The following is a 22,230-nucleotide window of genomic DNA, read 5'->3' on the forward strand; positions in this document are numbered from 1 at the left end:
GCCGCCTTGTAACCGGTTACTTCGCTGAACGCATCCTCAATCGCGGATGAAATGCGGCACGAAGCGGGAGGTGTCGCGGGTGATCCGGCCGACGTCCTCGCGGATCGACATGCCCGCCGGCTCCTCGCCCACGATCCACGAGCCGATGATCGCATGCCGACCGTCGAAGACGGGCGGTGCATGGACGGCCTGCAGGATGGCGCGACCGTCGTAGCCCTGATCCTGCCCTCGCTCGGTCCCGTCGGCGTCGACGATCTCGATATTGGCGCCCTCGCGCGAGAACAGGGGCTTTCGCACATGGGCGGCCGACAGGGCCGAGGCCTTCGGGTCGTCCTCGAAGTAGGCTTCCAGCAGGTTCGGGTGACCGGCGTGGCGTTCCCACAGCAGCGGCAGGATCCCCTTGTTCGACAGCAGCGACTTCCAGGCCGGTTCCAGCACCGTGATCTCCACGCGCGGCAGGGGCTCTGCGTAGTCGTCGCGCAGCATCTGCTCCCACGGATAGAGTTTGAACATGGCCTGGATCAGCCAGTTCTCCTCGTCCACGAAGCGCCCGTCGGCGTTCAGGCCGATGTCGCCGATGGCTACGAACTTCGGATCGAGCCCGGCCTGTTTGGCCAAATCCTCGAGATAGAGAACCGTCTGGCGATCCTCGACGAAGTCGGGATCCGACGAGAAATGCACGAAGCCGCCATCCGGGAAGATCTGGCGGAACCGGTCGACCAGCTTCTCGTGCAGACTGTTGAACTGATCCGCATCGACGGGCAGCGAGCCGTCCTTGATCCGGTCCTCCAGCCACAGCCACTGAAACGCGCCGCTCTCGTAGATCGAGGTCGGGGTGTCGGCGTTGTATTCGTAGAGCTTGGCCGGACCCGCGCCGTCATAGGCGAAGTCGAACCGGCCGTAGAGGGAGGGATCGCCCCGCTTCCAGCTGTCGGCGACATAGTCCCGCAGCGTTTCCGGGATATCGAGCCGGGTCATCAGCCGTTCGGACTTCACCGCCTCGTCGACGAGGTCGAGGCACATCTGGTGCAGTTCGGCCGTCGGGTTTTCGATCCCCTCCTCAACCTGTTCCAGGGTGAAGGCGTAGGCGACCTCGTCGGTCCAGTAGGGCTCGCCCGAGATGTGGTGCCAGGTGAAGCCGAGACGCTCGGCCTCGGCCTGCCAGTTCGGACGTTCGGGGAGGATGAGGCGCTGCATGGGGTTTCCTGTCTCCTCCCCGTTCGCCGCTTGGCGAATGGGGAGGTGGCGCGACGCGACTTCGCGTCGTGACGGAGGGGGCGAGACGGTGGCTTGAGTGAGGGCTGGGGGGCGCAGACCCGACGAGACCGGGTCGCCCCCTCCGTCAGCTCGCGAAGAGCTCGCTGCCACCTCCCCATCGCTGCGCGACGGGGAGGAGACGTTTGGATCAGCCCGGATCCTTGTCCGGCGTCGCCTGACCGATGCGCGGCGTCACCACCGTCACGTCCGGTTGGGACAGGCGCGCCAGGATGTCGTCGGCCGAGGAATGGCCCGGCAGGATGCCCGCCTCCTTCAGCTTGGCGTCGAGGTCGGCGCCGGTGCGCTTGTCCTCCAGCTCCTGACCGACGCGCAGACGCTCTTCCTGCACGGCCTGACGCTGCTTGATGCGTTGCAGGCTGTCGGCAGCCGAGCCGATGCGCGAATGGGCGCCGGCCGATTGCAGGGCGACCGAGGTCTGGGCGCGCTGCACGCTCTCGTTGACCTTCACGATGTCGATCTCGCGACGCAGGGTCTCGATCTTGGTGTCGGTCGAGGCGATGGCGGTGCGCAGGCGCGTCTCCGCCTCCTTCATGCCGTCGATCATCGGGCCGCGCTGGCCGATCTCGGTTTCCAGCTCGGCGATACGGACGGCGACCTCGCGCGCCAGATCCGTCTTGCCCTGACCCAGAGCCGAGCGGGCCGAAGACTCATACTTGGCGATCTGGTCGCGGAACGAGGTCATTTCGTTCTCGGCCATGCGACGGCGGGCGACGAGGCCGGCGAGGTCGTCACGGGCCTTGCCCTGCGCCGTGTCGGCGTCGCGGATTTCCTGATCGAGGATTTTCAGGGCGTTCTGATCGACCACCGACTGGGCCGCGTCATGGGCCGTGCCGCGGAACAGGGCGGAGAGTTTGGACAGCATGGACATAAGCGTGGTCTCCGGTTCAGGCGGCGAAGGTATCGCGAAGCGCGGTCGCGTCGATGGCGTTTTCGGCCAGGGTGCGCAGTTCGATCAGGATGGTGTGCAGGGTCGTCTTCGACGACAGCTCGCCCATCAGCTCATAGACGTCCTGATCCCCCACCGTGGTGATGGCGAAGTTCGACAGGGGCACCACGCGCTGGGCCTTCAGCAGGAACTCGTTGAAGCGGGCGGTGTCCGACTGTTCCGCCACGGGCCACAGCAGGACCGAACAGACGATCTGGGCGCCGCCGACCGACAGATAGATCGGCAGGTCGCCGTACTCGTGCATGGTCGCCAGAAGGACCGGCTCGGCCCCCTCCAGCACCCGCAGGGTCATTTCGCCCTCGCGGACCAGAGCGCTCTCGTCCAGCGCCGTCTTCACGGCGGGAACGGTCCAGGCGGTTTCGATGACGGCGTCCATTTGGGGGTCGGCTCCGGTTGAAGGCGAGGAAGAGGTGGGACGAGAACGGCGCGGCGCAAGCTGGGGCGCCCGGGTCGATTCCGCGACAATCGCGCGCACGGCGGCCTTGATGTCGTCGCGGCAGGCTTCGGGCGCCCAGAACTCCAGCTTGATCATGCCGGCGTCGCGACGCGCCTTTCGCCAGGCCCGGATGCGATCCGTGCCGGAGGCGGGGGCTGAACTGTCGGCGGCGTCTGTCATGTTGCATGTAACGCGTAACATGAACACTTGACCTGCGACAAGCGGGATGCGAATTTCATTCGTGACCGCCAGCGTGGCGGGGTAAAGACCGGACCATGTTCAAGCGTCTCTTCGGCGGACAGCCTGCTGCGGAACCCGTCAATCGACTGGCGGTGGTGAGGAACATCACCCTGGGCCGGACCGTGTCGCTGGATCCCCTGGCCTGGCGTCGGCTGCAGCCCGAGACCGTGTTCAATCTCGACACCGACGCGCTGGAGATCACGGCGCAGGGGACCATCACCCTGGACGGCGGCCAGACGGTCCACCGCTTCTACACCGACGACCACGTCATGCTTCAGGCCATGAGCGACGATGCGACCGGCGCCGAGGCCTATGACTTCTCCCTCTTCATTCCCTGGACCAGCGCCTATCCGCCCGGCGAACGCGAGCGCCGCGTCTGGCGCGACCGCCTGTCGGAGCCGGTGTTCGACGGTACGCCGGAAGAGGTCGGCGTCTGGCCGCGCTTCTGGTTCGCCGAGAGCGATGCGCGCCAACCGCCGGTGACGATGTGGGAATCCATCTGGGACGACCGCACGGCGACCGTCCCCTATGGCAAGATCTTCCAGACCTGCATGCTCTATGCGCGCGAGCTGTCGGGCGGGCGCGAACTGATGCTGGCGCTGGAGATGGAGCCCGAAAAGGCCCCCGGAAAATCCGCCGACATCTCGCACGAGATCATGGTCGGCATCCCCCTTGAAGTCGGCGAGTTCACGGCGTGAGCCGCACCGCCCATTTGGAGCACTGAGACGATGGATTGGTTCGCATTCCAGACGGGGGCCACGGCCTTCGTCATCGCCTTCGCCCTGGCGGGCGTCTTCACCGTGGCCTTCAAGCTGATCTACCAGTGGGTTACGCCCTATCATGAGCGGACCCTGATCCGGGACGGCAATCCGGCGGCGGCCATTGCTCTTGGAGGCGCCCTGATCGGCTATGTCCTGCCCCTGGCCTCGGCCCTGTCGCACACCGTCAGCCTGATGGAGTTCGCGGCCTGGGCGACCCTGGCCGGCGTGATCCAGATCGTGGTCTTCGTCATCGTTTCGAAACTGGCCTTCAAGAACCTGGCCGAGCGGATCGAGAAGGGCGAGGTCGCCTCCTCCATCTATCTGGCCTCGATTTCCATCTGCGTCGGCTTGCTGAACGCCGCCTGCATGACGACGTGAGGGAGACCATGAGCGACACCCCCTCCCCCGCCGCGCCGGAAACCAAGACCATGCGCCGGATGAAGCGGTCGAAGACGCTTCAGATCACCAGCCTGATGGCCACGGCCTCCTTCTCGCTCGCCGCCTGCGGCGCGCCCCAGGTCGCCGTGCCCGAGCCGGAACCGGCCTTGGCCTATACCTCGCTGGACGAATGCAAGGCCGCCAACGACGTCTCGCCCGCAGAGTGCGAAGCCGCCGAGGCCAATGCGCGGACCCAGGCCGAACAGACCGCGCCCCGCTATGCGACCCAGTCGGAATGCGAAGGCGCATGGGGGCCGGATCAGTGCCGGCCCAACAACTCGGGCGGCGGGTCCTTCTTCACCCCGCTCCTGACCGGCTTCCTCATCGGCCAGATGATGAACGGCGGCGGCTATCGCGGGGGCGGCGCCCTCTATCGCGACCGCGACGGCAACTATCAGAACGGCTACGGCGGCGGGTATCTGAGCCGCGACTATCGGACCGGCCGTCAGGTCGCCAACAGCCGCGACTATGGAACCGATGTGGCGCGTCAGGCGCCCTCGCGCGTCCAGAGCCGCACCACCGTCGTCTCGCGCGGCGGCTTCGGCGGCGGCGGTCGCGGCTACGGCGGCTAAGCCCCTCTCCCCTTGCGGGAGAGGGAGATCGCGCACGGCGGCGTAGCCGTCGTTCTGGCGCGATCAGGTGAGGGGTGACACCGGCTCTCGCCGATCAGGCAGCGAGACCCCTCACCCTTTCGGCCAAGTCGCATCGCTGCGCTCTGCGGGCCTCAAGCCCTCTCCCGCAAGGGGAGAGGGTTCTTTGCTTCAGTGCCCGCCCGTCTTCTGCGCTGCGCCGATCGCATGCACCGGCGCGCGCGAGGCGGCGACGGCGAACACCACCAGCAGCACATAACCCACCAACGGCACGAAGAAAGCCGGGTTGATCGTGCCCGCCATGTCCGCCACGCGACCGGCGACCAGCGGCAGGATCGCCCCGCCGATGATGCCGAACACCAAAAGGCCCGAGGTCGCCGAGGCCGGGGCCGTCGACCGCTCCAGCGTCAGGGTGAAGATGGCCGGGAACATGATGGAGTTGAACAGGCCGATGGCGAGGGCGGCGAAGGCGGCGGTGGCGCCGCCCGTCTGGGTCACCACAGCGCAGAGCACAGCGGCCAGGGTGGTGAAGACGATCAGAAGGGTCGCGGCCGGGATGCGGGTCAGGAGCGCGCTGCCCGCGAACCGGCCCATCAGGGCGCCGGCCCAGTAGAGCGCGACCAGACGACCGGCGTCGGCGGGCGACAGGCTGAGGATGTTCCGGGCTTCCAGGAAGTTGGTCATCAGGCTGCCGATGGCGACCTCTGAGCCGACATAGATGAAGATGCCGACGGCGCCGAAGATGGCCCATTTCGACTTCAGGGCCTCGAACGGAGACGCGCTCGTTTCGGTCGAGACGGTCGCGGCCGAGAGCTTGGAGCGGATCAGCCAGATGAAGCCGCCGAGCAGGGCGAAGAAGACGGCCAGGCCGATGAAGACGGCGTCGATATTGGCCAGGGTCTGGGCGCGGAGCGCCGGGTCCAGCACCACCGGCGCGGCGGGCTCTGCCGGGGCGGCAGGCGTGAAGGACGGCGCCATGCCGCCGATGTAGTTGTGCAGGAAGATCATCCAGCCGACCGCCAGACCGATGGCGGCGCCGAGCGGGATCCAGGCCTTCAGGTCACGACGCAGGCCGCCCAGAAGCGCGCCGGCCACGATGCCGAAGACGACGCCGAGCCCCAGCAGGATCAGGGCGGTCGGCGACCCCAGCGCCGTCACCCCGCCCGCGGCGAAGATGCCGCCCGACAGCATGACCGTGGCGCCCAGCAGCGGCCCGACGACCGTGCCCAGCGAGTTGAAAGCCTGCGACAGGACCAGACGGAAGTGCGAACCCTTCTCGGACCCCAGGGCGGCGGCCAGGGGATTGGCGGCCACCTGCAACAGGGTCACCCCGCCGCCGATCACGAACAGGGCGGCCAGAACGCCGGGGTAGAAGTCGAGAATGGTCGACAGCGGCACGATCAGGGCGCCCAGCACCATGACGCCGAGCGCGCCGACGATGGACCTGGCATAGCCGAGGCGAGACAGGATGAAGGCCGCCGGCAGGGCGAAGACGCCGTAGGCCGTGAACCAGGCGAACTGGGTCAGCAACGCCTCGGTGAAGCTCAGCTCGAACACGCCGCGCACCGCCGCGACCAGGGGGTCGATCAGCGAGGTCGCGAAGCCCCAGGCGAAGAACAGGGTGGTGACATAGGCGAAGGCGAGATGCGTCCCCTTCGTCGGCGTGGTCGTGGCGGTCTCGGTCATCCTGGCCCTCGTTTCCTGTCGGACGTGAACCGCCCGTAGCCCCTTTATGGCCCATGGGTCACGCGGATAGACGACGGCGTCCAGTCCCAACTTTGTCCGCGTAACGAAAAGTGGCCTGACCGACGACGACAGGCGGGTGTGGACGCGGGCGCCGTCCGGTGGTCTGGTCCGGGTCATGAACATGCCCTTCCCCGCCTCCGACCCGCTCGCATCCGGCCGCGAATGGTGGCGGGGCGCGGTCATCTATCAGGTCTATCCACGCAGTTTCGCCGATACCAACAACGACGGGATCGGCGACCTGCCGGGCGTCACGGCGCATCTGGAGCACATCGCCTCGCTGGGCGTCGATGCGATCTGGCTGTCGCCCTTCTTCACCTCGCCGATGAAGGATTTCGGCTACGACGTCTCGGACTATGTCGGCATCGACCCGATCTTCGGCACGATGGCGGACTTCGACCGGATGGTGGAGAAGGCGCACGCGCTCGGTCTGAAGATCATCGTCGATCAGGTCTATGCGCATACCTCCGACGAACACGCCTGGTTTCGGGAGAGCCGTCACGACCGGACTGGTCCCAAGGCGGACTGGTACGTCTGGGCCGACGCCAAGCCGGAAGGGTCGCCGCCGTCCAACTGGCAATCGGTCTTCGGCGGCCCAGCCTGGACCTGGGACGCGCGGCGCGGCCAGTACTATATGCACAACTTCCTGCGCGAGCAGCCGCAGCTGAACGTGAGGAACCCGGAAGTGCAGGAGGCGCTCCTGGCCGTCGCCCGCTTCTGGCTGGATCGGGGCGTGGACGGCTTCCGTTGCGACGCCCTGAACTTCTCGATGCACGACCCGGCCCTGACCGACAATCCGCCGGACCCGCGCCCCGGCAAGCGGACCAGGCCGTTCGATTTCCAGCTGCATGACCACAATCAGTCGCACCCGGACATTCTCAAATTCCTGACCCGGCTGCGGCAGACGGTCGACGCCTATCCGGGCGATCGCTTCCTGGTCGCCGAAGTGGCGGGCGACCGAGCGAACGAGGAAATGCACCTCTATACGGAGGGGACCGATCGGCTGCAGTCGGCCTATGGCTTCCTCTATCTCTATGCACCGAAGCTGACCCCGGAGCTGGTGCGCGAGGGACCGGCGATGTGGCCGGGCACGCCGGGCGAGGGCTGGCCGTCCTGGGCCTTTTCCAATCACGACGCGCCACGCGCGGTGTCGCGCTGGGCCGAGGGACGCGATCCCAAGGCCTATGCCGAGATGGCCCTTCTGCTGCTGATCTGTCTGCGCGGAAACGTCTTCGTCTATCAGGGCGAGGAGTTGGGATTGCCGCAAGGACAGGTGCCGTTCGAGCGGCTGGTCGATCCGGAGGCCATCGCCAACTGGCCCGAGACCCTGGGCCGCGACGGCGCCCGCACCCCCATGCCGTGGCGGACCGACAACGGCTTCGCCGGCTTCTCCGAGCACGAGCCCTGGCTGCCCGTCGATCCGCGCCATGTCGCCCTGGCGGTCGAGGCGCAGGAGCGGGATGCGGACGCGACCCTGCATCTGGCGCGACGGGTCATCGGTCTGCGCCGCACCCACCCGGCCCTGCGGCTCGGGTCGATGACCGTATTGGAAGCGGGGGAAGACCTGCTGACGTTCGAGCGAGAGACCGAGGGCGAGGTTCTGATCTGCGTCTTCAACCTCGGGCACTATCCGGTGGTCTGGGCGCCGCCGTCGGGCTGGTCGGTCGTCCAGTCGGTGAACCAGCCGGACGGCGTTTCGGGGGCTCTGCAACCCATGGCCGGGTTGATCCTGTCCCGGACCGCCTGAGCTCAGAAACGAAAACGCCGCCCCGGACGGCTCCGGGGCGGCGTCGATCGTGGAGTGATCTACAGGACTAGAAGGCGGCCTTGAGCGTGGCGGCGACGCGGCCGTCATAGAGGGGGGCGTTGTCCACATCGGTGTCGTGGTAACGCACGTCGACCGAAAGATTGTCGGTGAGGGCATAGCCCACGCCGACGTTCCAGGTGACGTAGTCGTCGCTGAAGTCGAGGAACTGTTTGCCCAGGGCGGCCGAGACAGACCACTTGTCCGCCGGGGTGAAGGCGACGTTGCCTTCGACATAGGTGGCTTCATCGTCGACGCCGAAGAAGTCAGGCGAGTAGTAGACGGCGGCGCCGGCCGTCACCGGACCGATAGCGCGCGAGGCGGCGGCCTTGAACTCCACGAAGCCGTAACCGGCGTTCGGGATCGAAGGCGCATCGACGTAGGTGTAGCCCACCACGCCGAAATCGAGAGCGAAGCCGGCGGCTTCGGTACGATAGCCGCCATAGAGGTCGATCTCCGCGTCGGTCGAATCTCCGAAATCGACACTGGACGCCCAGGCGCCCGCGTAGAAGGAGCCGACGCTCATGTCGACGCCGCCCTGAAGAGCCAGGCCTTCATCCGACTGGCTGGCGCCCCGGAAGACGTAGTCGCTGGTGACGGAGGCGTTGAAGGCGAACTGCGTATCCTGGGCCGAAGCCGCGCCGGCGAAGGTCAGGGTCGCGAGCGCGGCGGCGAGCGCCGCGCAGGAGGCTTGAAGTTTCATCTCGGTATCCCCGTGAGTTTTCTGTTTGGTTCTAGGGCAGTCCGCCGGGCGCGAGGGAGGAAACGCGCCCGGCGTCGTTTGGGTCAGTGTTCCAGGGCTTCGCCGTGGAGGGTGGTGTCCAGGCCTTCGGCTTCCTGGGCATCCGTCACGCGCAGACCGGTCGTGAACTTGCAGATGATCAGGATGATGAAGGTGCCGACGGCCGAGTAGGCGATCGTCCAGGCCAGGCCCAGGGCCTGAACCGGGATGTTGGCCCCTTCGCCCAGGCTGTTGATCGCGGTGGAGGCGAACACGCCGGTCAGAAGCGCGCCGATCAGACCGCCCGCGCCGTGAATGCCGAAGGCGTCCAGCGAGTCGTCATAACGAAGCAGCTTCTTGATCCACACCGAAGAGATGTAGCAGACCGGACCGGCGATCAGGCCGATGATGACCGCGCCCTTCGGATCGACGAAGCCGGCGGCCGGGGTGATGGCGACCAGACCGGCGACCACGCCCGACAGCATGCCGATCAGCGAGACCTTCTTCTTCTCGATGACCTCGATCAGCTTCCAGGTCAGGGCGCCGGCGGCGGCGGCCAGGATGGTGTTCAGCAGAGCCACGCCCATCAGGTCGCTGGCGGCGCCCGCCGAACCGGCGTTGAAGCCGATCCAGCCCACGAGCAGCAGGGAGGCGCCGATCATGGTCAGGACAGGGTTGTGCGGGTTGATCGGCTCGGTGCCGTAGCCCTTGCGACGACCCAGGAAGATGGCGCAGACCAGACCGGCCACACCCGAGTTGACGTGAACGACCGCGCCGCCGGCGAAGTCCAGCACGCCGGCGCCGCCCAGGAAGCCGCCGCCCCAGACCCAGTGGCAGATCGGCGCATAGACCAGCAGCGACCACAGGGCGGTGAAGAGCAGCAGGGCCGAATACTTGAAGCGTTCGGCGAAGGCTCCGGTGATCAGGGCCGGGGTGATGATGGCGAAGGTCATCTGGAAGGAGATGAACAGGAACTCCGGAATGCCCGGCAGCAGGGCGTTGGCCGTCTGCAGAGAGACGCCGTCCAGGAACAGGGCCCCGAAGCCGCCCACATAAGGCTGAAGCGCCTCGTTCGGGTTGGCGCTGAAGGCGATCGAATAGCCGGCGACGAACCACACCAGGCTGACGACGGCGAAGACGCCGACCGACTGGGTGATGGTGGCCACCACGTTCTTGCGGCGCACCATGCCGCCGTAGAACAGGGCCAGACCCGGCATGGTCATGAGCAGGACCAGGGCGGTCGAGGTGCCCAGCCAGCCGGTGCCGGCGGCGTCCAGTTCGAGCGCGACCTGGTGGGGCAGAAGTGAAGAAGCCGCCGCTTCCTCTTCGGGAGCGACGGCTTCGGGAACGGCGTCAGCGGCGGGCGCGGCGGCCTCGGCTACGGGAGCCGTGGGAGCGGCCTCCTGCGCGAAGGCTCCGCCCGCGTAGAACAGGCCGATGGTTAGACAAAGAAGGGCCAGGAGGCCCGGTAGACGATTGAGCAACTGCGACATGAAGCATCCCCTCTGTGATCTCGCAGTTGCGAAGCTGTCATTGCACCGCCACATAAAGCAAGAGGGATATCCGGGTTCGTCGCAATTTTCATTCCTATGTTACCGGTGACACACCCGGCATCGGCAAAATATAACCTTGGCTTTGATTGCGACGCACAATCATTTCGCGCGCCGCAATCGTGACCAAAAGATTAACCCCAGTGCATCTGAACGCGATGGGTGGCGGCCCAGTGGATCGCCTTGATCGCGTCGATGATGGCCTCAGCCGCCGCGCGAGTGCCCAGCTCGCCACCCAGATCGGCGGTTGTGGCGCCGGCGGCCAGGACCGCCGCGACCGCGGCCTCGATCGACGTCGCCTCGTCCTCCAGCTCCAGGCTGTGACGCAGCATCATGGCGGCCGACAGAATCGTCCCGACCGGGTTGGCCAGGTCCTGTCCGGCGATGTCCGGCGCCGAGCCGTGGATCGGCTCGAACAGGCCCGGCCCCGCCTCGCCCAGCGACGCCGACGGCAGCAGGCCGATCGAGCCGCCCAGCACCGAGATCTCGTCCGACAGGATGTCGCCGAACATGTTCTCGGTCAGGATGACGTCGTATTCGCGCGGCTTGCGGATCAGGTGCATGGCCATGGAGTCGACCAGGGCGTGCTCCAGCTGAACCTGCGGGAACTCCTCGGCGTGGATGCGGGTCACGACCTCGCGCCACAGGCGGCTGGTCTCCATGACGTTGGCCTTGTCGACCGAGGTCACCTTGCCGCGACGTTGCAGGGCGGTCTTGAAGGCGGCGCGGGTCACGCGCTCGATCTCTTCCACCGAATAGATGCACAGGTCCGACGCCATCGAATCGGTGCGGGTCTTTTCGCCGAAATAAACGCCGCCGGTCAGCTCGCGGAAGACGATCAGATCGACGCCCTCGACGATCTCCTTCTTCAGCGGCGAGCGGTGCGCCAGGACCGGCGAGACCTGCAGCGGGCGCAGGTTGGCGAACAGGCCCATGGCCTTGCGGATGCCCAGCAGGCCTTCTTCCGGACGACGCTTCTGCCCATCCCATTTCGGTCCGCCGACCGCGCCCAAGAGGACGCCGTCCGCCGCCAGACAGGCGGCGGTGGTCTCGGGCGGCAGGGGATCGCCCGTCGCATCGATGCCCGCCCCGCCGATCAAATGCTCGGAGAACTCGAACCGGTGACCATAGAAGTCGGCGATGACGCCCAGCACGGCCTTGGCCGCCGCCGTCACTTCCGGGCCCACGCCGTCGCCGGGCAGCAGGACGATGTTGTAGGTCTTGGGGGCGGTGTTCGGCATCACGCGGGCTCCGGAGAGTGGGCTTGTTCGTACTGTTCGATGGCGGGCATGGACTTCATCAGCCAGCCCAGGGTGTCGACGCCGTCCAGCAGGCACTGGCGCGCGAACGGCTCGACCGAGAAGGACACGGGCGCATGGTTGCCGCGACGGACCTCTCCGGCCTCCAGATCGATGGTCACGACCTGTTCGGGATTGGCGACCAGATCGTCCCAGGTCGCCTGATCGACGACCACGGGCAGGAAGCCGTTCTTGAGGGCGTTGGAGGTGAAGATGTCGGCGATTGACGTCGAGATCACCGCCCGGAAGCCGTAGTCGTACAGCGCCCACGGCGCATGCTCGCGCGACGACCCGCAACCGAAATTGTCACCGGCCACCAGGATGCGATGCTCGCTCGGATCGATCCGGTTCAGCACCGCCTCCGGCCTCGCCGAGCCGTCCGCCTCATAGCGCCAGTCGTAGAAAGCCTTCTGTCCCAGACCCTTGGACTCGGTCGTGGTCAGGAAGCGGGCCGGAATGATCTGGTCGGTGTCGATATTGGCCTGGGTCAGGACCAGGGTCCGCGACTGCAAGACCTTCAGGGGCTTAGGCATTGTAGCTCCCTACCGTCTCGCGCGCGGCGCTCGACTGCTTGAGGGAGGCGGCCTCCTCCAGATAGACGCGCGGATCGGTCAGCACCCCGGCCACGGCCGAGGCCGCCGCCGTCGCCGGACTGGCCAGGATGGTGCGGGCGCCCTTGCCCTGACGGCCTTCGAAATTGCGGTTCGACGTCGAGACGGCCAGTTGCCCTGGCGCGACGAAGTCCCCGTTCATGGCGATGCACATCGAGCACCCCGGGATGCGCCATTCGGCCCCCGCCTCGGTGAAGACGTGATGCAGACCTTCGGCCTCGGCGTCGCGACGCACGGCCTCCGAACCCGGCACGACCAGCATGCGGACGCCGGCCTTCACCTTCCGCCCCCGCAGCACCTCGGCCGCCGCGCGCAGGTCGGGCAGACGCCCGTTGGTGCAGGAGCCGATGAAGACGACATCGACGGCCTGGGTCGTCGTCGTCTCGCCGGCCTCGAAGCCCATATAGGCCAAGGCCTTGCGGTCGCTGTCCGACTTGGGTTCCGGCACCTTGGACCCGATGGGAGATCCGGCGTCCGGCGTCGTGCCCCAGGTCGCCATCGGGCGGATGGCGGCGCCGTCGATCACGACCTCCTTGTCGAAGACCGCGCCCGCATCGGTGGCCAGGGCCAGCCATTCGGCCGCCGCCGCCTCATAGTCGGCCGGCACATGTTTCCGTCCCCGCAGCCAGTCGATGGCCGTGGCGTCCGGCGCGATCATGCCCGCGCGTGCGCCCGCTTCGATCGACATGTTGCACAGGGTCATCCGCCCTTCCATGTCGAGCGACCGCACGGCCTCGCCGGCGTATTCGATGACGAAGCCCGTGCCGCCGCCGAAGCCCAGTTCGGCGATGACGGCCAAGGCGACATCCTTGCCCGACACGCCCGGCGTCAGCTGGCCGGTCACGGTCACCCGCATGGCCTTCGACTTCCGCTGCAACAGGCATTGGGTCGCCAGCACATGCCCGACCTCGGAGGTGCCGATGCCGAAGGCCAGGGCCCCGAAGGCGCCGTGGGTCGCCGTGTGGCTGTCACCGCAGACCACCGTCATGCCCGGCTGGGTCAGGCCCAGCTCCGGCCCCATGACATGGACCACGCCCCGGTCGCCCGAGCCCCAGCCCGCCAGCTCGATGCCATGAGCGGCGCAGTTGGCCTCCAGCCGATGCACCTGGGCCTCGGCCTCGGCGGTGACATAGGGTTTCCGCCCATCCGGACCGGCCGGCAGGGTCGGGGTCGAATGGTCGAGCGTCGCAAAGGTCCGATCCGGGCGACGGACCTTCAGCCCCCTCGCCTCGATCTCGGTGAAGGCCTGAGGGCTGGTGACCTCGTGGACCAGATGCAGGTCGATATACAGGACGCCCGGCGTCGCCTCGGTCTCCGGCGTGACGACGTGGCGGTCCCAGACCTTGTCGAACAGGGTCCTAGGCTGCGACATGGTCCGCCCGTTCGGTCGTGGCCGTGCAGATGGCGATCAGCTCGGCGTCGTCGATCTCGCCGATCTCGTCTGCCCGCGCCTTGAAGGCGGCGAAGGCCTCGTTCAGCCGTTCGCCCGCCAGCGGATAGCCCAGAACCTCGGCCCGCTTCTGCACCGCCGTCCGGCCCGAGTGTTTGCCCAGGACGAAGAAGCTGCCCGAGAAGCCGACGTCCTCGGGGCGCATGATCTCATAGGTGCGGGCGTCGGCGTACATGCCGTGCTGGTGGATGCCGGCCTCGTGGGCGAAGGCGTTGATGCCGACGATGGCCTTGTTGCGCACGATCGGCGAGTGGGTGACCTCGCTCAGCATGCGGCTGGTCTCCAGCAGTTTGGTCGTGTCGATGCCGGTCGTGACTCCATAGCGTTCGCCCCGCACCCGCAGGGCCATCACCACCTCTTCCAGGGCGGCGTTGCCGGCGCGTTCGCCGATGCCGTTGATGGTCGATTCCACCTGCCGCACGCCCGCCTCGACCGCCGACAGGCTGTTGGCGACGGCCAGACCCAGGTCGTTGTGGCAGTGGGCCGAGAAGATCACATTCGGGAAGCGAGGGCGGATCTTCGAGATCAGGAACCGGTACAGGTTGGCGATCTCGTCCGGCGTCGCATAGCCGACCGTGTCCGGCACGTTCAGGGTCGAGGCCCCGGCGCCGGCGGCGGCCTCCAGCACCTCGGCCAGGAACTCCGGCTCGGTGCGGATGGCGTCCTCGGCCGAGAACTCCACATCATGGAAATGGGTGCGGGCGTATTCGACCGAACGCACGGCCTGGGCCAGGACCTGATCCGGCGTCATCCGCAGCTTGGCGGCGCGGTGGATCGGGCTGGTGCCGATGAAGACGTGGCAACGCCGACGCTGGGTCCCGCGCAGGGCGCGATACGACGCGTCGATATCCGCCTCGTTGGAGCGCGACAGGGAGCAGAAGACCGGCCCCGAGTCGTCCTCGGCCAGTTCACCGACGACCGCACGGATGCAGTCCTCGTCGCCCGGAGAGGCGGCGGCGAACCCGGCCTCCATGACGTCGACGCCCAGGGCCTTCAGGGAGCGGCCCATGCGAACCTTGTCGGCGGGCGTCATGGAGAAGCCCGGCGCTTGCTCGCCGTCGCGCATGGTGGTGTCGAAGACGATGACCCTGTTCGGGTCGGTGGCTACTCGCTCGATAATGCTCACGCCGCCGCGCCGTAGCTCTGGGTCGAGGCGGTGTAGCCCACGCGGGTCGCGCCGATCAGCTTGTCGATCTGGCGGCCCAGGTTCTCGGTGCAGCGACCGTCGTCACGGCCGCGAACCTGCATCTGGACGCGGCGCATGGCGCCCTCGTCCGACAGGCTCATGCCGTCGATGTGGAAGCCGCGACGCTCCACGAGACCGATCAGGCGCTGAAGCGAGCCATCGGCCCGGTCGATCTGGATATGGATGGTGTCGCTCATCACATGTCTCCTTCAAAGCGCGTGTCGTGCAGCATTTCGGCGTTGTTCTTGCCCGGCGGGACCAGAGGCCAGACGTTCTCTTTGGGGTCGATCAGGACGTGCATCAGGCACGGTCCCGGCGCGGCCAGCAGACGGGCGATGCCGCCCGAGACCTGATCCCGCTGGTTGATCATGAAGGCCTCGACGCCGAAGGCCTGGGCCACGGCGACGAAGTCCGGATTGTCCGACAGATCGACCTCGGAATAGTTCTCGGCGAAGAACAGCTCCTGCCACTGGCGCACCAGGCCCAGGGAGGAGTTGTCCAGCAGAACGATCTTCAGGGCGACGCCGTAGCGGCGCAGGGTCGCCAGCTCCTGGATGTTCATCATGAAGCTGCCGTCGCCCGAGACGGTGACGACGTGGGCGTCGGGGCGGGCCAGCTTGGCGCCCAGGCCGGCGGGCAGACCGTAGCCCATCGCGCCCAGACCACCCGATGTCAGGTGGGCTTCGGGACGGGCGAACTCGCAATGCTGGGCGACCCACATCTGATGCTGGCCGACGTCGCAGGCGGCGACGAAGCTGTCTCCGGCGGCCTTGGACAGTTCGTTCAGCAGGGCCGGGGCATAGACCCCTTCGCCCGGCGCGTCGTAACGGAAGGCGTTCCGCTTGGCGTTCGAGGTCGAACGGATGATCCACGGGTCGATGGCCAGGGAGGCGGTGGCGACGCGCCGGGTCAGCTCCTCGATGCCCGCCTTCAGGTCGCCGACGACCGGGACATGGGCGTTCCGCAGCTTGTTGATCTCGGCCGGGTCGATGTCGAAATGGACGACCTTCGCATGAGGGGCGAACTCGGCCAGCTTGCCGGTCGCGCGGTCGTCGAAACGGGCGCCGAAGACGATCAGCAGATCGCTCTCCTGCACCGCCTCGTTGGCCGCCTTGGTCCCGTGCATGCCCAGCATGCCCAGGAAGCCGGGCGCGTCCGTACGGATCGAACCCAGGGCGTTCAGGGTCGAGACCGAGGGGATGCCGGTGCGCTCGGCGAAGTCGCGCAGGGCCTCCACGGCGCCGGCGATCTTCACCCCGCCGCCGACATAGATCAGCGGACGCTCTGCGGCGCGGATCAGCTGTTCCGCCTCGGCGATCGCGGCGTGATCGACCGGGGCGATCTCGTTCGGAATATGGAAGCCGAAGTCCTCCGACGTCGTCCCGACCTGAATGTCCTTGGGCAGGTCGACCAGGACAGGACCGGGGCGACCCGAGCGGGCGACGTGGAAGGCTTCCTCGATGACCGCCGGAACATCGGCCGGGTCGCGAACGACCCAGCTGTGTTTCACCAGCGGCAGGGTGACGCCCAGGATGTCGATCTCCTGGAAGGCGTCGGTGCCCATCAGGTGGGTGGCGACGTTCCCGGTGATGCAGACCATCGGGATCGAATCCATCATCGCATTGGCGATGCCGGTGATCAGGTTGGTCGCGCCCGGACCCGAGGTCGCCATGCAGACCCCGACCTTCCCGGTCGCCCGGGCATAGGCGTCGGCGGCGAAGGCCGCGCCCTGCTCGTGGCGAACCAGGATGTGCTTCACGCCGCCACCGGTCAGGGCGTCATAGACCGGCATGATCGCGCCGCCCGGATAGCCGAACACCACATCAACGCCCAGCCGATCCAGGGTCTGGACGAGCAGCTGCGCACCGCTCCGGGGAGCGGCGGCGGCATTGGCGCTGATGGCGGTGGCGACGGCTGACATTGCGATTCTTGGGCTGACTTTTTTGCGGTTCGGGATCAGGCGGCTTCGGCCGCCTTGGGGGCGTTCAACCAGGCCATCCGCTCGCGCAGGGAGGCGCCGACCGACTCGATCAATTGCTCGCTGTCGGCCTTGACCAGGTCGTCATAGGCGCCCTTGCCGGCCTCGTTCTCGGCGATCCATTCGCGGGCGAAGGTGCCGTCCTGGATCTCGGTCAGGATCTCCTTCATGCGCGCGCGGGTCTCGGCGTTGATGACGCGCGGGCCGGACGAGACGGAGCCCCACTTGGCCGTCTCCGAGATGAACTCGTTCATCTTGGTGATGCCGCCTTCGTAGAACAGGTCCACGATCAGCTTCAGCTCGTGCAGGCATTCGAAATAGGCGATCTCGGGCTGGTAGCCGGCCTCGACCAGGGTGTTGAACCCGCCGATGACCAGCTCCTTGGCCCCGCCGCACAGGACGGCCTGTTCGCCGAACAGATCCGTCTCGGTCTCTTCGCGGAAGGTGGTTTCCAGCAGGCCGCCGGTCGCGCCGCCGTTGCCCTTGGCGTAGCCCATGGCCCGGTCGCGGGCCTTGCCGGTGACGTCCTTCTCGATCGCGAACAGCGAGGGCACGCCGCGACCGCGCTGGAACTCGCGACGGACCAGATCGCCCGGCCCCTTGGGCGCCACCAGGATGACGTCCATGTCGTCGCGCGGGATCACGCGGCCGTAGATGATCGAGAAGCCGTGGGCGAACAGCAGGGCCGAACCCTTCTTGGCGTTCGGCTCGATGATGGTCTTGTAGACCTCGGCCTGGGCCATGTCGGGCGTCAGGATGGCGATGATGTCCGCGCCCTTGACCGCCTCCGACGGTTCGGCCGTGGCCAGGCCGTCGGCCTTGGCGTTCTTCCAGCCCTTGCCGCCCTCGCGGACGCCGACGATCACGTCGTGGCCCGAGTCCTTCAGGTTCTGGGCATGGGCGCGACCCTGCGAGCCATAGCCGATGATGGCGATGCGCTGGCCGGCGATGACGCCGGGACGGATGTCGTCGTTGGTGTAGATTTCCATGGCTCAGGCTTCCTGCGTCTGACGATGTTCCGCACGGCTTTGCGACTCTTTGGTCTGTGCGGGGGGAGGGTTGGGAATGGTGACGGCGCCCTGCGAGGCCGAAGCCACCGAGGCGCGGTATTTGGCGAAGACGCCGGTGGCGGCGTTCAGCGGCGGCTGAGTGTGACCCTCGCGGCGCGAGGCCAGGTCGGCGGCGACATCGATGCGGCGCGCGGTGACGTCGATGGTGATGCGGTCGCCGTCGCGGATCAGGGCGATCGGCCCGCCCGCCGCCGCTTCCGGCGAGACGTGACCGGCGACGAAGCCGTAGCTGGCGCCCGAGAAACGACCGTCGGTGATCAGGGCCACGTCGTGGATGCCGCGCCCCTTCAGGGCGGCGGTGACCTGCAGCATCTCGCGCATGCCCGGACCGCCCTGCGGGCCTTCGTAGCGGATGACGATGACGTCGCCCTCGCCCACCGAGCCGTCCTGGACGGCGTGGAAAGCGTCCTCTTCCGAATCGAAGACGCAGGCCGGGCCTTCGAAGCGATCGACCTTGTGGCCGGTCAGCTTGATCACCGCGCCGTCCGGGGCGACGTCGCCGTAGATCACGGCATAGGAACCGCGCGGGCTGAACGGGGCCTCGACGGTCGAGACGACCTGCTGGCCCGGCGTCTCCTCGGCCTCGGCGGCCTCGGTGAACAGGCTGCGGCCCGAAACGGTCGGAGCGTTCACCAGCTTGCCGGCCTCGGCCAGACGTTGGGTCACCAGACGGGTGCCGCCCGACGCATACAGGTGCGAGGCCAGGAAACGGCCGCCCGGCTTCAGGTCGCAGATGACCGGCGTCTCTTCGCAGGCCGTGTTGCAGTCCTCGACCCCGAACTCGATCCCCGCCTCGTTGGCGATGGCGGTCAGGTGCAGCACGGCGTTGGTCGACCCGCCCGAGGCGGAGACGGCGGCGGCCGCATTCTTCAAGGAGGCGCGGGTGATGTATTTGCGGGCCGTGTCGCCGGCGAAGACGCGCTCGACGATCAGCTCGCCGCAGCGGTGACCTTGCGCGCCCTTCATCGGATCGACGGCGGGCACGTCGTTGGCGCCCATGGGCGACAGACCCATGACCGCCAGGGCCATGGCCATGGTGTTGGCCGTGAACTGACCGCCGCAGGCGCCGGCGCCGGGGCAGGCCGCGCTCTCGACCATCTTCAACTGGTCGTCGTCGATCGTGCCGGCGCCGCGCGCGCCGATGGCCTCGAACACCTCCTGGATGGAGATCTCCTTGCCGCCGATGACGCCCGGCATGATGGTCCCGCCGTAGTAGACCAGACCTGGGATATCCATCCGGGCCAGGGCCATGGCGGCGGCCGGGATGGTCTTGTCGCAGCCGACGATGCAGACGACGCCGTCCAGCTGGTGCCCCTGCACCGCCAGCTCGATCGAGTCGGCGACGACTTCGCGCGAGATCAGCGAGGCCTTCATGCCCGGCGTGCCCATCGAGATGCCGTCGGTGACGACGATGGTGTTGAAGTCGATCGGATAGCCGCCGGCCGCGACGATGCCGGCGCGGACGTCCTTGGCCAGACGATCCAGGTGCATGTTGCACGGCGTCACCGACGACCAGGTGTTGACCACTGCGATCATCGGCTTGTCGAAGTCTTCGTCCTGCATGCCGGCGGCGCGCAGATAGCTGCGCGCCGCCGCGCGGTTGGCTCCGGCGGTCACGACGGCGCTGCGTCGCTGAGGCGAGGGAGCCGTGTCTTCCGGGGTGAAATCTTGCGTCATTGTCTTAAGGCGTTCCGAGAAGGTCTTCGGATCGGCGCAACAAAAAACCCGCTTCCTGTCGGGAGCGGGTGGCTGCGGTCGATCCTGATGTTCGTTGGGTTCAGGTCAGTTGCATCCACGCCGCTCCGGAGAGCAGGCCAAGGAGTACCGTTACGATAAGGGTGAGCAGGGCGATCGGGCTCACGACGGGGCGCGTGGCGGCGACGGCGCGGGCCGTGCGGCGGATCGGGGTGTGACGGTACGACTGGCTCACGGCCAACTCCTGTTTACCAGCGCATAAAGCCAGAACTCGCTGCGTCGCACAAGACGCTTTGGAAGAAATTTCCAAAATTCGGCTCTCAGCGTCGATCCATAGCAAATCTTCCCGCTCGAGAGGCGTCAAGCGGTGAGCCTTGTCGGCAAGCGCGTGTTTTCAGGCGAACTCGACCAGTCAGTCAGGCCCGATGCGCGCAACAATCTTCCAAGGTTGGACTGGGACGCCTCGGCGACCGGACGGATCAGCCGTCGATGAAGCCTTGGAGGAGGACGGCGATGCGGTCTTTCAGCATCTCGCACTCCTCGGGACTAAGCTCGAGACCGTGGGCCAGATCCTTGGAGATCGACAGACCCATCATCAGCCCGGCCGCCAGGCGTACTCGTACCGCGGCGTGTTCGCCGACGACCCATTCGACGAACGGCTGATAGAAGCCTTCGCGCGACGCCCTCTGGATGACTTCCAGCGCCTTGGGCGAGGTGGACGACCGCATCATGATGAGCAGCCAGGCCAGCTTGCCCTCCTTGCGGGGGCCGTAGACCAGGTCGTGGGCGATCCGCTCGCCGAAGGTCGCGCGGTCGCCGGACATCAGGTCCTGGCCGCTGCCGCAGTCGTCGATGACCTGGCGGAACAGGTCTTCCTTGGAGCCGAAATAGCGGGAGATCAGGGCCGGATCGACGCCGACGTCCTTGGCGATGTCGCGCATCCCGACCTGGTCGTAGCTCTCCGCCGTGAATCGCTTCGTGGCCGCATCGAGAATCGCGCCGCGGGTGGCGGCGGCGTTCCTGGGACGGCTGCAAACGGCGAAACTCAACGTGATCTCCGATAACCTTAGGAAACGTATGGCCATGTCATCGGCTGTTGACAAGCCTCGCCGATGGACACAAGTAAGTCATCAGGCGATGACCGGGTCTCCTCCCCCGTGTATCCGCGTTTCGCCAGACAGGGAATTCGCCCCACTCAGGGAGATTGCGCTGATGCGCAGGCTGAAGATTGTTGCCGTGTCCGTCCTCGTGACGGGCGCGCTTTATGGCTGTTCGCAACGTTCGGAGGCTCAGGGTCCACCCCCTGCCGCGCCCGTCACCGTGGCCGTTCCGCTGGCTGAACGCGTCGTCGACTGGGACGACTTCACGGGCCGATTCGAGGCCATCTCGTCGGTCGAGGTCCGCGCCCGCGTCGGCGGCTTCATCCAGGCGGTCCACTTCCGTGACGGCGACTATGTCCAGCGCGGCCAGCTCCTGTTCACCCTGGACCCGCGTCCGGCCCAGGCCCAGCTGGCTTCGGCCCGCGCCGCCCTGACCCAGGCCCAGGCCCAGCTGACCCTGGCCCGCACCAACCTGACCCGTTCGGAAGCGCTTCTGACGTCGCAAGCCGTCAGCCAGGCCGAGGTCGACACCAACAAGGGCGCCGTCGAAACGGCCGAGGCCAACGTCGCCGCCGCCCAGGCCGCCGTGCGCGCTCGCCAGCTGGATGTCGAGTTCACCCGCGTCACCGCCCCGGCCTCGGGCCGCGTGTCGGACCGCCGGGTCGATCCGGGCAATGTCGTCGCCGGCGGTTCGTCGGCCGCCGACGTCCTGACCACCATCGTCTCGTCCTCGCCGATCTACTTCGTCTTCGAAGGCTCGGAGGCCCTGCTGCTGAAGTACCAGCGCGACGCCCGCGCCGGACGTTCGGCCCCGGTCCGCATCCGCCTGCAGGACGAAAGCGAGTTCACCCGCACGGGCACGCTCGACTTCACCGACAACGCGGTGGACGCCTCGTCCGGCACCATCCGCCTGCGCGCGGTCATCCCGAACGGCGACAACTTCCTGAAGCCGGGCATGTTCGCCCAGGCCCGCGTCGCCGGCGCCGGCGCCTATGACGCCCTGCTGGTTCCCGATTCGGCCATCGGCACGGATCAGGCCCGCCGCGTCGTCTCGGTCGTCAACGCCGACGGTTCGGTCACCCCGACCCCGGTCCAGTTGGGGCCGCTCGTCGATGGTCTGCGCGTCATTCGTTCGGGCATCCGTCCGACCGATCGCGTCATCATCGACGGCCTGCAACGCGCCATGCCGGGCATGAAGGTGGCCCCCACCAACGGCCGAATTCAGCGCCAGGCTCGCCCGGAATCCGTCCCGACCACCTATGCCCCGCCCGCCGCGACGGCCACGTCCGCCTCGGCCCTGACTCAATCCGTCACCGTCGGCGACTGAGACCCAGA

The 22,230-nt window shown here is 67.4% G+C and carries 21 protein-coding genes; 5 read left to right on the forward strand and 16 right to left on the reverse strand.

Annotation, left to right across the window (positions count from 1 at the left end):
* Window positions 1-36: 36 nt before the first annotated feature.
* The 3 genes from ACETK8_RS17775 to ACETK8_RS17785 all read right to left on the reverse strand — a co-directional run bounded on the left by ACETK8_RS17775 (window position 37) and on the right by ACETK8_RS17785 (window position 2,840).
* Complete coding sequence (locus ACETK8_RS17775; RefSeq protein ID WP_374037150.1) at window positions 37-1,197, reverse strand: glutathionylspermidine synthase family protein; 1,161 nt, start codon at window positions 1,195-1,197, stop codon at window positions 37-39.
* A gap of 208 nt (window positions 1,198-1,405) precedes the next feature.
* Window positions 1,406-2,146 carry a PspA/IM30 family protein gene (locus ACETK8_RS17780; RefSeq protein WP_374037151.1) on the reverse strand — a complete coding sequence of 247 codons (741 nt, stop codon included), beginning with the start codon at window positions 2,144-2,146 and terminating at the stop codon, window positions 1,406-1,408.
* Between the two features lie 16 nt (window positions 2,147-2,162).
* Window positions 2,163-2,840: a YjfI family protein gene (locus tag ACETK8_RS17785; RefSeq protein ID WP_374037152.1), complete on the reverse strand. Its 678-nt coding sequence runs from the start codon at window positions 2,838-2,840 to the stop codon at window positions 2,163-2,165.
* Between the two features lie 95 nt (window positions 2,841-2,935).
* Here ACETK8_RS17785 and ACETK8_RS17790 point away from each other — a divergent pair, with 95 nt between their 5' ends.
* The 3 genes from ACETK8_RS17790 to ACETK8_RS17800 are packed head-to-tail and all read left to right on the forward strand — an operon-like array spanning window position 2,936 to window position 4,671.
* Window positions 2,936-3,598, forward strand: a complete 663-nt coding sequence (locus tag ACETK8_RS17790; RefSeq protein ID WP_374037153.1) for a YjfK family protein — start codon at window positions 2,936-2,938, stop codon at window positions 3,596-3,598.
* 30 nt (window positions 3,599-3,628) lie between these two features.
* On the forward strand, window positions 3,629-4,039 hold the full coding sequence (locus ACETK8_RS17795; protein ID WP_374037154.1) for a DUF350 domain-containing protein: 411 nt from the start codon (window positions 3,629-3,631) through the stop codon (window positions 4,037-4,039).
* An 8-nt stretch (window positions 4,040-4,047) separates the two neighbouring features.
* Entirely contained in the window at window positions 4,048-4,671 is a 624-nt protein-coding gene (locus ACETK8_RS17800) for a DUF1190 domain-containing protein (protein ID WP_374037155.1), read from the forward strand.
* 189 nt (window positions 4,672-4,860) lie between these two features.
* On the opposite strand, the gene ACETK8_RS17805 is transcribed toward ACETK8_RS17800, so the two are convergent.
* On the reverse strand, window positions 4,861-6,375 hold the full coding sequence (locus ACETK8_RS17805) for a glucose/galactose MFS transporter (protein ID WP_374037156.1): 1,515 nt from the start codon (window positions 6,373-6,375) through the stop codon (window positions 4,861-4,863).
* A gap of 175 nt (window positions 6,376-6,550) precedes the next feature.
* Between ACETK8_RS17805 and ACETK8_RS17810 the strand changes: the two genes are divergently transcribed.
* Window positions 6,551-8,179, forward strand: a complete 1,629-nt coding sequence (locus tag ACETK8_RS17810) for an alpha-glucosidase (RefSeq protein WP_374037157.1) — start codon at window positions 6,551-6,553, stop codon at window positions 8,177-8,179.
* 67 nt (window positions 8,180-8,246) lie between these two features.
* On the opposite strand, the gene ACETK8_RS17815 is transcribed toward ACETK8_RS17810, so the two are convergent.
* The 12 genes from ACETK8_RS17815 to ACETK8_RS17870 all read right to left on the reverse strand — a co-directional run bounded on the left by ACETK8_RS17815 (window position 8,247) and on the right by ACETK8_RS17870 (window position 20,844).
* Window positions 8,247-8,939, reverse strand: coding sequence for a TorF family putative porin (locus ACETK8_RS17815; protein ID WP_374037158.1), 693 nt, complete (start codon window positions 8,937-8,939; stop codon window positions 8,247-8,249).
* An 83-nt stretch (window positions 8,940-9,022) separates the two neighbouring features.
* Complete coding sequence (locus tag ACETK8_RS17820) at window positions 9,023-10,450, reverse strand: ammonium transporter (protein WP_374037159.1); 1,428 nt, start codon at window positions 10,448-10,450, stop codon at window positions 9,023-9,025.
* Window positions 10,451-10,641: 191 nt separating this feature from the next.
* Entirely contained in the window at window positions 10,642-11,748 is a 1,107-nt protein-coding gene (leuB, locus tag ACETK8_RS17825; RefSeq protein WP_374037160.1) for a 3-isopropylmalate dehydrogenase, read from the reverse strand.
* The gene (gene leuD / locus ACETK8_RS17830; protein WP_374037161.1) at window positions 11,748-12,338 is read right to left on the reverse strand and encodes a 3-isopropylmalate dehydratase small subunit; all 591 of its coding nucleotides are present in this window, start codon (window positions 12,336-12,338) and stop codon (window positions 11,748-11,750) included. Before leuD ends, leuB begins: the two co-directional genes overlap by 1 nt.
* On the reverse strand, window positions 12,331-13,788 hold the full coding sequence (gene leuC, locus ACETK8_RS17835; RefSeq protein ID WP_374037162.1) for a 3-isopropylmalate dehydratase large subunit: 1,458 nt from the start codon (window positions 13,786-13,788) through the stop codon (window positions 12,331-12,333). Before leuC ends, leuD begins: the two co-directional genes overlap by 8 nt.
* The gene (locus tag ACETK8_RS17840; RefSeq protein ID WP_374037163.1) at window positions 13,775-14,992 is read right to left on the reverse strand and encodes a 2-isopropylmalate synthase; all 1,218 of its coding nucleotides are present in this window, start codon (window positions 14,990-14,992) and stop codon (window positions 13,775-13,777) included. The genes leuC and ACETK8_RS17840 overlap by 14 nt, the downstream gene beginning before the upstream one ends.
* Window positions 14,989-15,249, reverse strand: coding sequence for an ACT domain-containing protein (locus ACETK8_RS17845; protein ID WP_374037164.1), 261 nt, complete (start codon window positions 15,247-15,249; stop codon window positions 14,989-14,991). Before ACETK8_RS17845 ends, ACETK8_RS17840 begins: the two co-directional genes overlap by 4 nt.
* Window positions 15,249-16,973: an acetolactate synthase 2 catalytic subunit gene (gene ilvG, locus ACETK8_RS17850; RefSeq protein ID WP_374037165.1), complete on the reverse strand. Its 1,725-nt coding sequence runs from the start codon at window positions 16,971-16,973 to the stop codon at window positions 15,249-15,251. Before ilvG ends, ACETK8_RS17845 begins: the two co-directional genes overlap by 1 nt.
* A 35-nt stretch (window positions 16,974-17,008) precedes the next feature.
* Window positions 17,009-18,019, reverse strand: a complete 1,011-nt coding sequence (gene ilvC, locus ACETK8_RS17855) for a ketol-acid reductoisomerase (RefSeq protein ID WP_374037166.1) — start codon at window positions 18,017-18,019, stop codon at window positions 17,009-17,011.
* 3 nt (window positions 18,020-18,022) lie between these two features.
* Entirely contained in the window at window positions 18,023-19,777 is a 1,755-nt protein-coding gene (locus tag ACETK8_RS17860; RefSeq protein WP_374037167.1) for a dihydroxy-acid dehydratase, read from the reverse strand.
* A gap of 100 nt (window positions 19,778-19,877) precedes the next feature.
* On the reverse strand, window positions 19,878-20,030 hold the full coding sequence (locus ACETK8_RS17865) for a hypothetical protein (protein WP_374037168.1): 153 nt from the start codon (window positions 20,028-20,030) through the stop codon (window positions 19,878-19,880).
* Between the two features lie 244 nt (window positions 20,031-20,274).
* Window positions 20,275-20,844, reverse strand: a complete 570-nt coding sequence (locus ACETK8_RS17870; RefSeq protein WP_374037169.1) for a TetR/AcrR family transcriptional regulator — start codon at window positions 20,842-20,844, stop codon at window positions 20,275-20,277.
* Window positions 20,845-21,031: 187 nt separating this feature from the next.
* On the opposite strand from ACETK8_RS17870, the gene ACETK8_RS17875 reads away from it, so the two are divergent.
* Window positions 21,032-22,222: an efflux RND transporter periplasmic adaptor subunit gene (locus ACETK8_RS17875; RefSeq protein ID WP_374037170.1), complete on the forward strand. Its 1,191-nt coding sequence runs from the start codon at window positions 21,032-21,034 to the stop codon at window positions 22,220-22,222.
* The last annotated feature ends 8 nt before the right edge of the window (window positions 22,223-22,230 follow it).

The organism is Brevundimonas staleyi (assembly GCF_041893865.1).
Taxonomy (GTDB): domain Bacteria; phylum Pseudomonadota; class Alphaproteobacteria; order Caulobacterales; family Caulobacteraceae; genus Brevundimonas; species Brevundimonas staleyi.

Coding starts and splice junctions, on each gene's coding strand:
- ACETK8_RS17775 (WP_374037150.1), bottom strand. CDS start 1,197: ATGCAGCGCCTCATCCTCCCCGAACGTCCGAACTGGCAGGCCGAGGCC.
- ACETK8_RS17780 (WP_374037151.1), bottom strand. CDS start 2,146: ATGTCCATGCTGTCCAAACTCTCCGCCCTGTTCCGCGGCACGGCCCAT.
- ACETK8_RS17785 (WP_374037152.1), bottom strand. CDS start 2,840: ATGACAGACGCCGCCGACAGTTCAGCCCCCGCCTCCGGCACGGATCGC.
- ACETK8_RS17790 (WP_374037153.1), top strand. CDS start 2,936: ATGTTCAAGCGTCTCTTCGGCGGACAGCCTGCTGCGGAACCCGTCAAT.
- ACETK8_RS17795 (WP_374037154.1), top strand. CDS start 3,629: ATGGATTGGTTCGCATTCCAGACGGGGGCCACGGCCTTCGTCATCGCC.
- ACETK8_RS17800 (WP_374037155.1), top strand. CDS start 4,048: ATGAGCGACACCCCCTCCCCCGCCGCGCCGGAAACCAAGACCATGCGC.
- ACETK8_RS17805 (WP_374037156.1), bottom strand. CDS start 6,375: ATGACCGAGACCGCCACGACCACGCCGACGAAGGGGACGCATCTCGCC.
- ACETK8_RS17810 (WP_374037157.1), top strand. CDS start 6,551: ATGAACATGCCCTTCCCCGCCTCCGACCCGCTCGCATCCGGCCGCGAA.
- ACETK8_RS17815 (WP_374037158.1), bottom strand. CDS start 8,939: ATGAAACTTCAAGCCTCCTGCGCGGCGCTCGCCGCCGCGCTCGCGACC.
- ACETK8_RS17820 (WP_374037159.1), bottom strand. CDS start 10,450: ATGTCGCAGTTGCTCAATCGTCTACCGGGCCTCCTGGCCCTTCTTTGT.
- leuB (WP_374037160.1), bottom strand. CDS start 11,748: ATGCCGAACACCGCCCCCAAGACCTACAACATCGTCCTGCTGCCCGGC.
- leuD (WP_374037161.1), bottom strand. CDS start 12,338: ATGCCTAAGCCCCTGAAGGTCTTGCAGTCGCGGACCCTGGTCCTGACC.
- leuC (WP_374037162.1), bottom strand. CDS start 13,788: ATGTCGCAGCCTAGGACCCTGTTCGACAAGGTCTGGGACCGCCACGTC.
- ACETK8_RS17845 (WP_374037164.1), bottom strand. CDS start 15,249: ATGAGCGACACCATCCATATCCAGATCGACCGGGCCGATGGCTCGCTT.
- ilvG (WP_374037165.1), bottom strand. CDS start 16,973: ATGTCAGCCGTCGCCACCGCCATCAGCGCCAATGCCGCCGCCGCTCCC.
- ilvC (WP_374037166.1), bottom strand. CDS start 18,019: ATGGAAATCTACACCAACGACGACATCCGTCCCGGCGTCATCGCCGGC.
- ACETK8_RS17860 (WP_374037167.1), bottom strand. CDS start 19,777: ATGACGCAAGATTTCACCCCGGAAGACACGGCTCCCTCGCCTCAGCGA.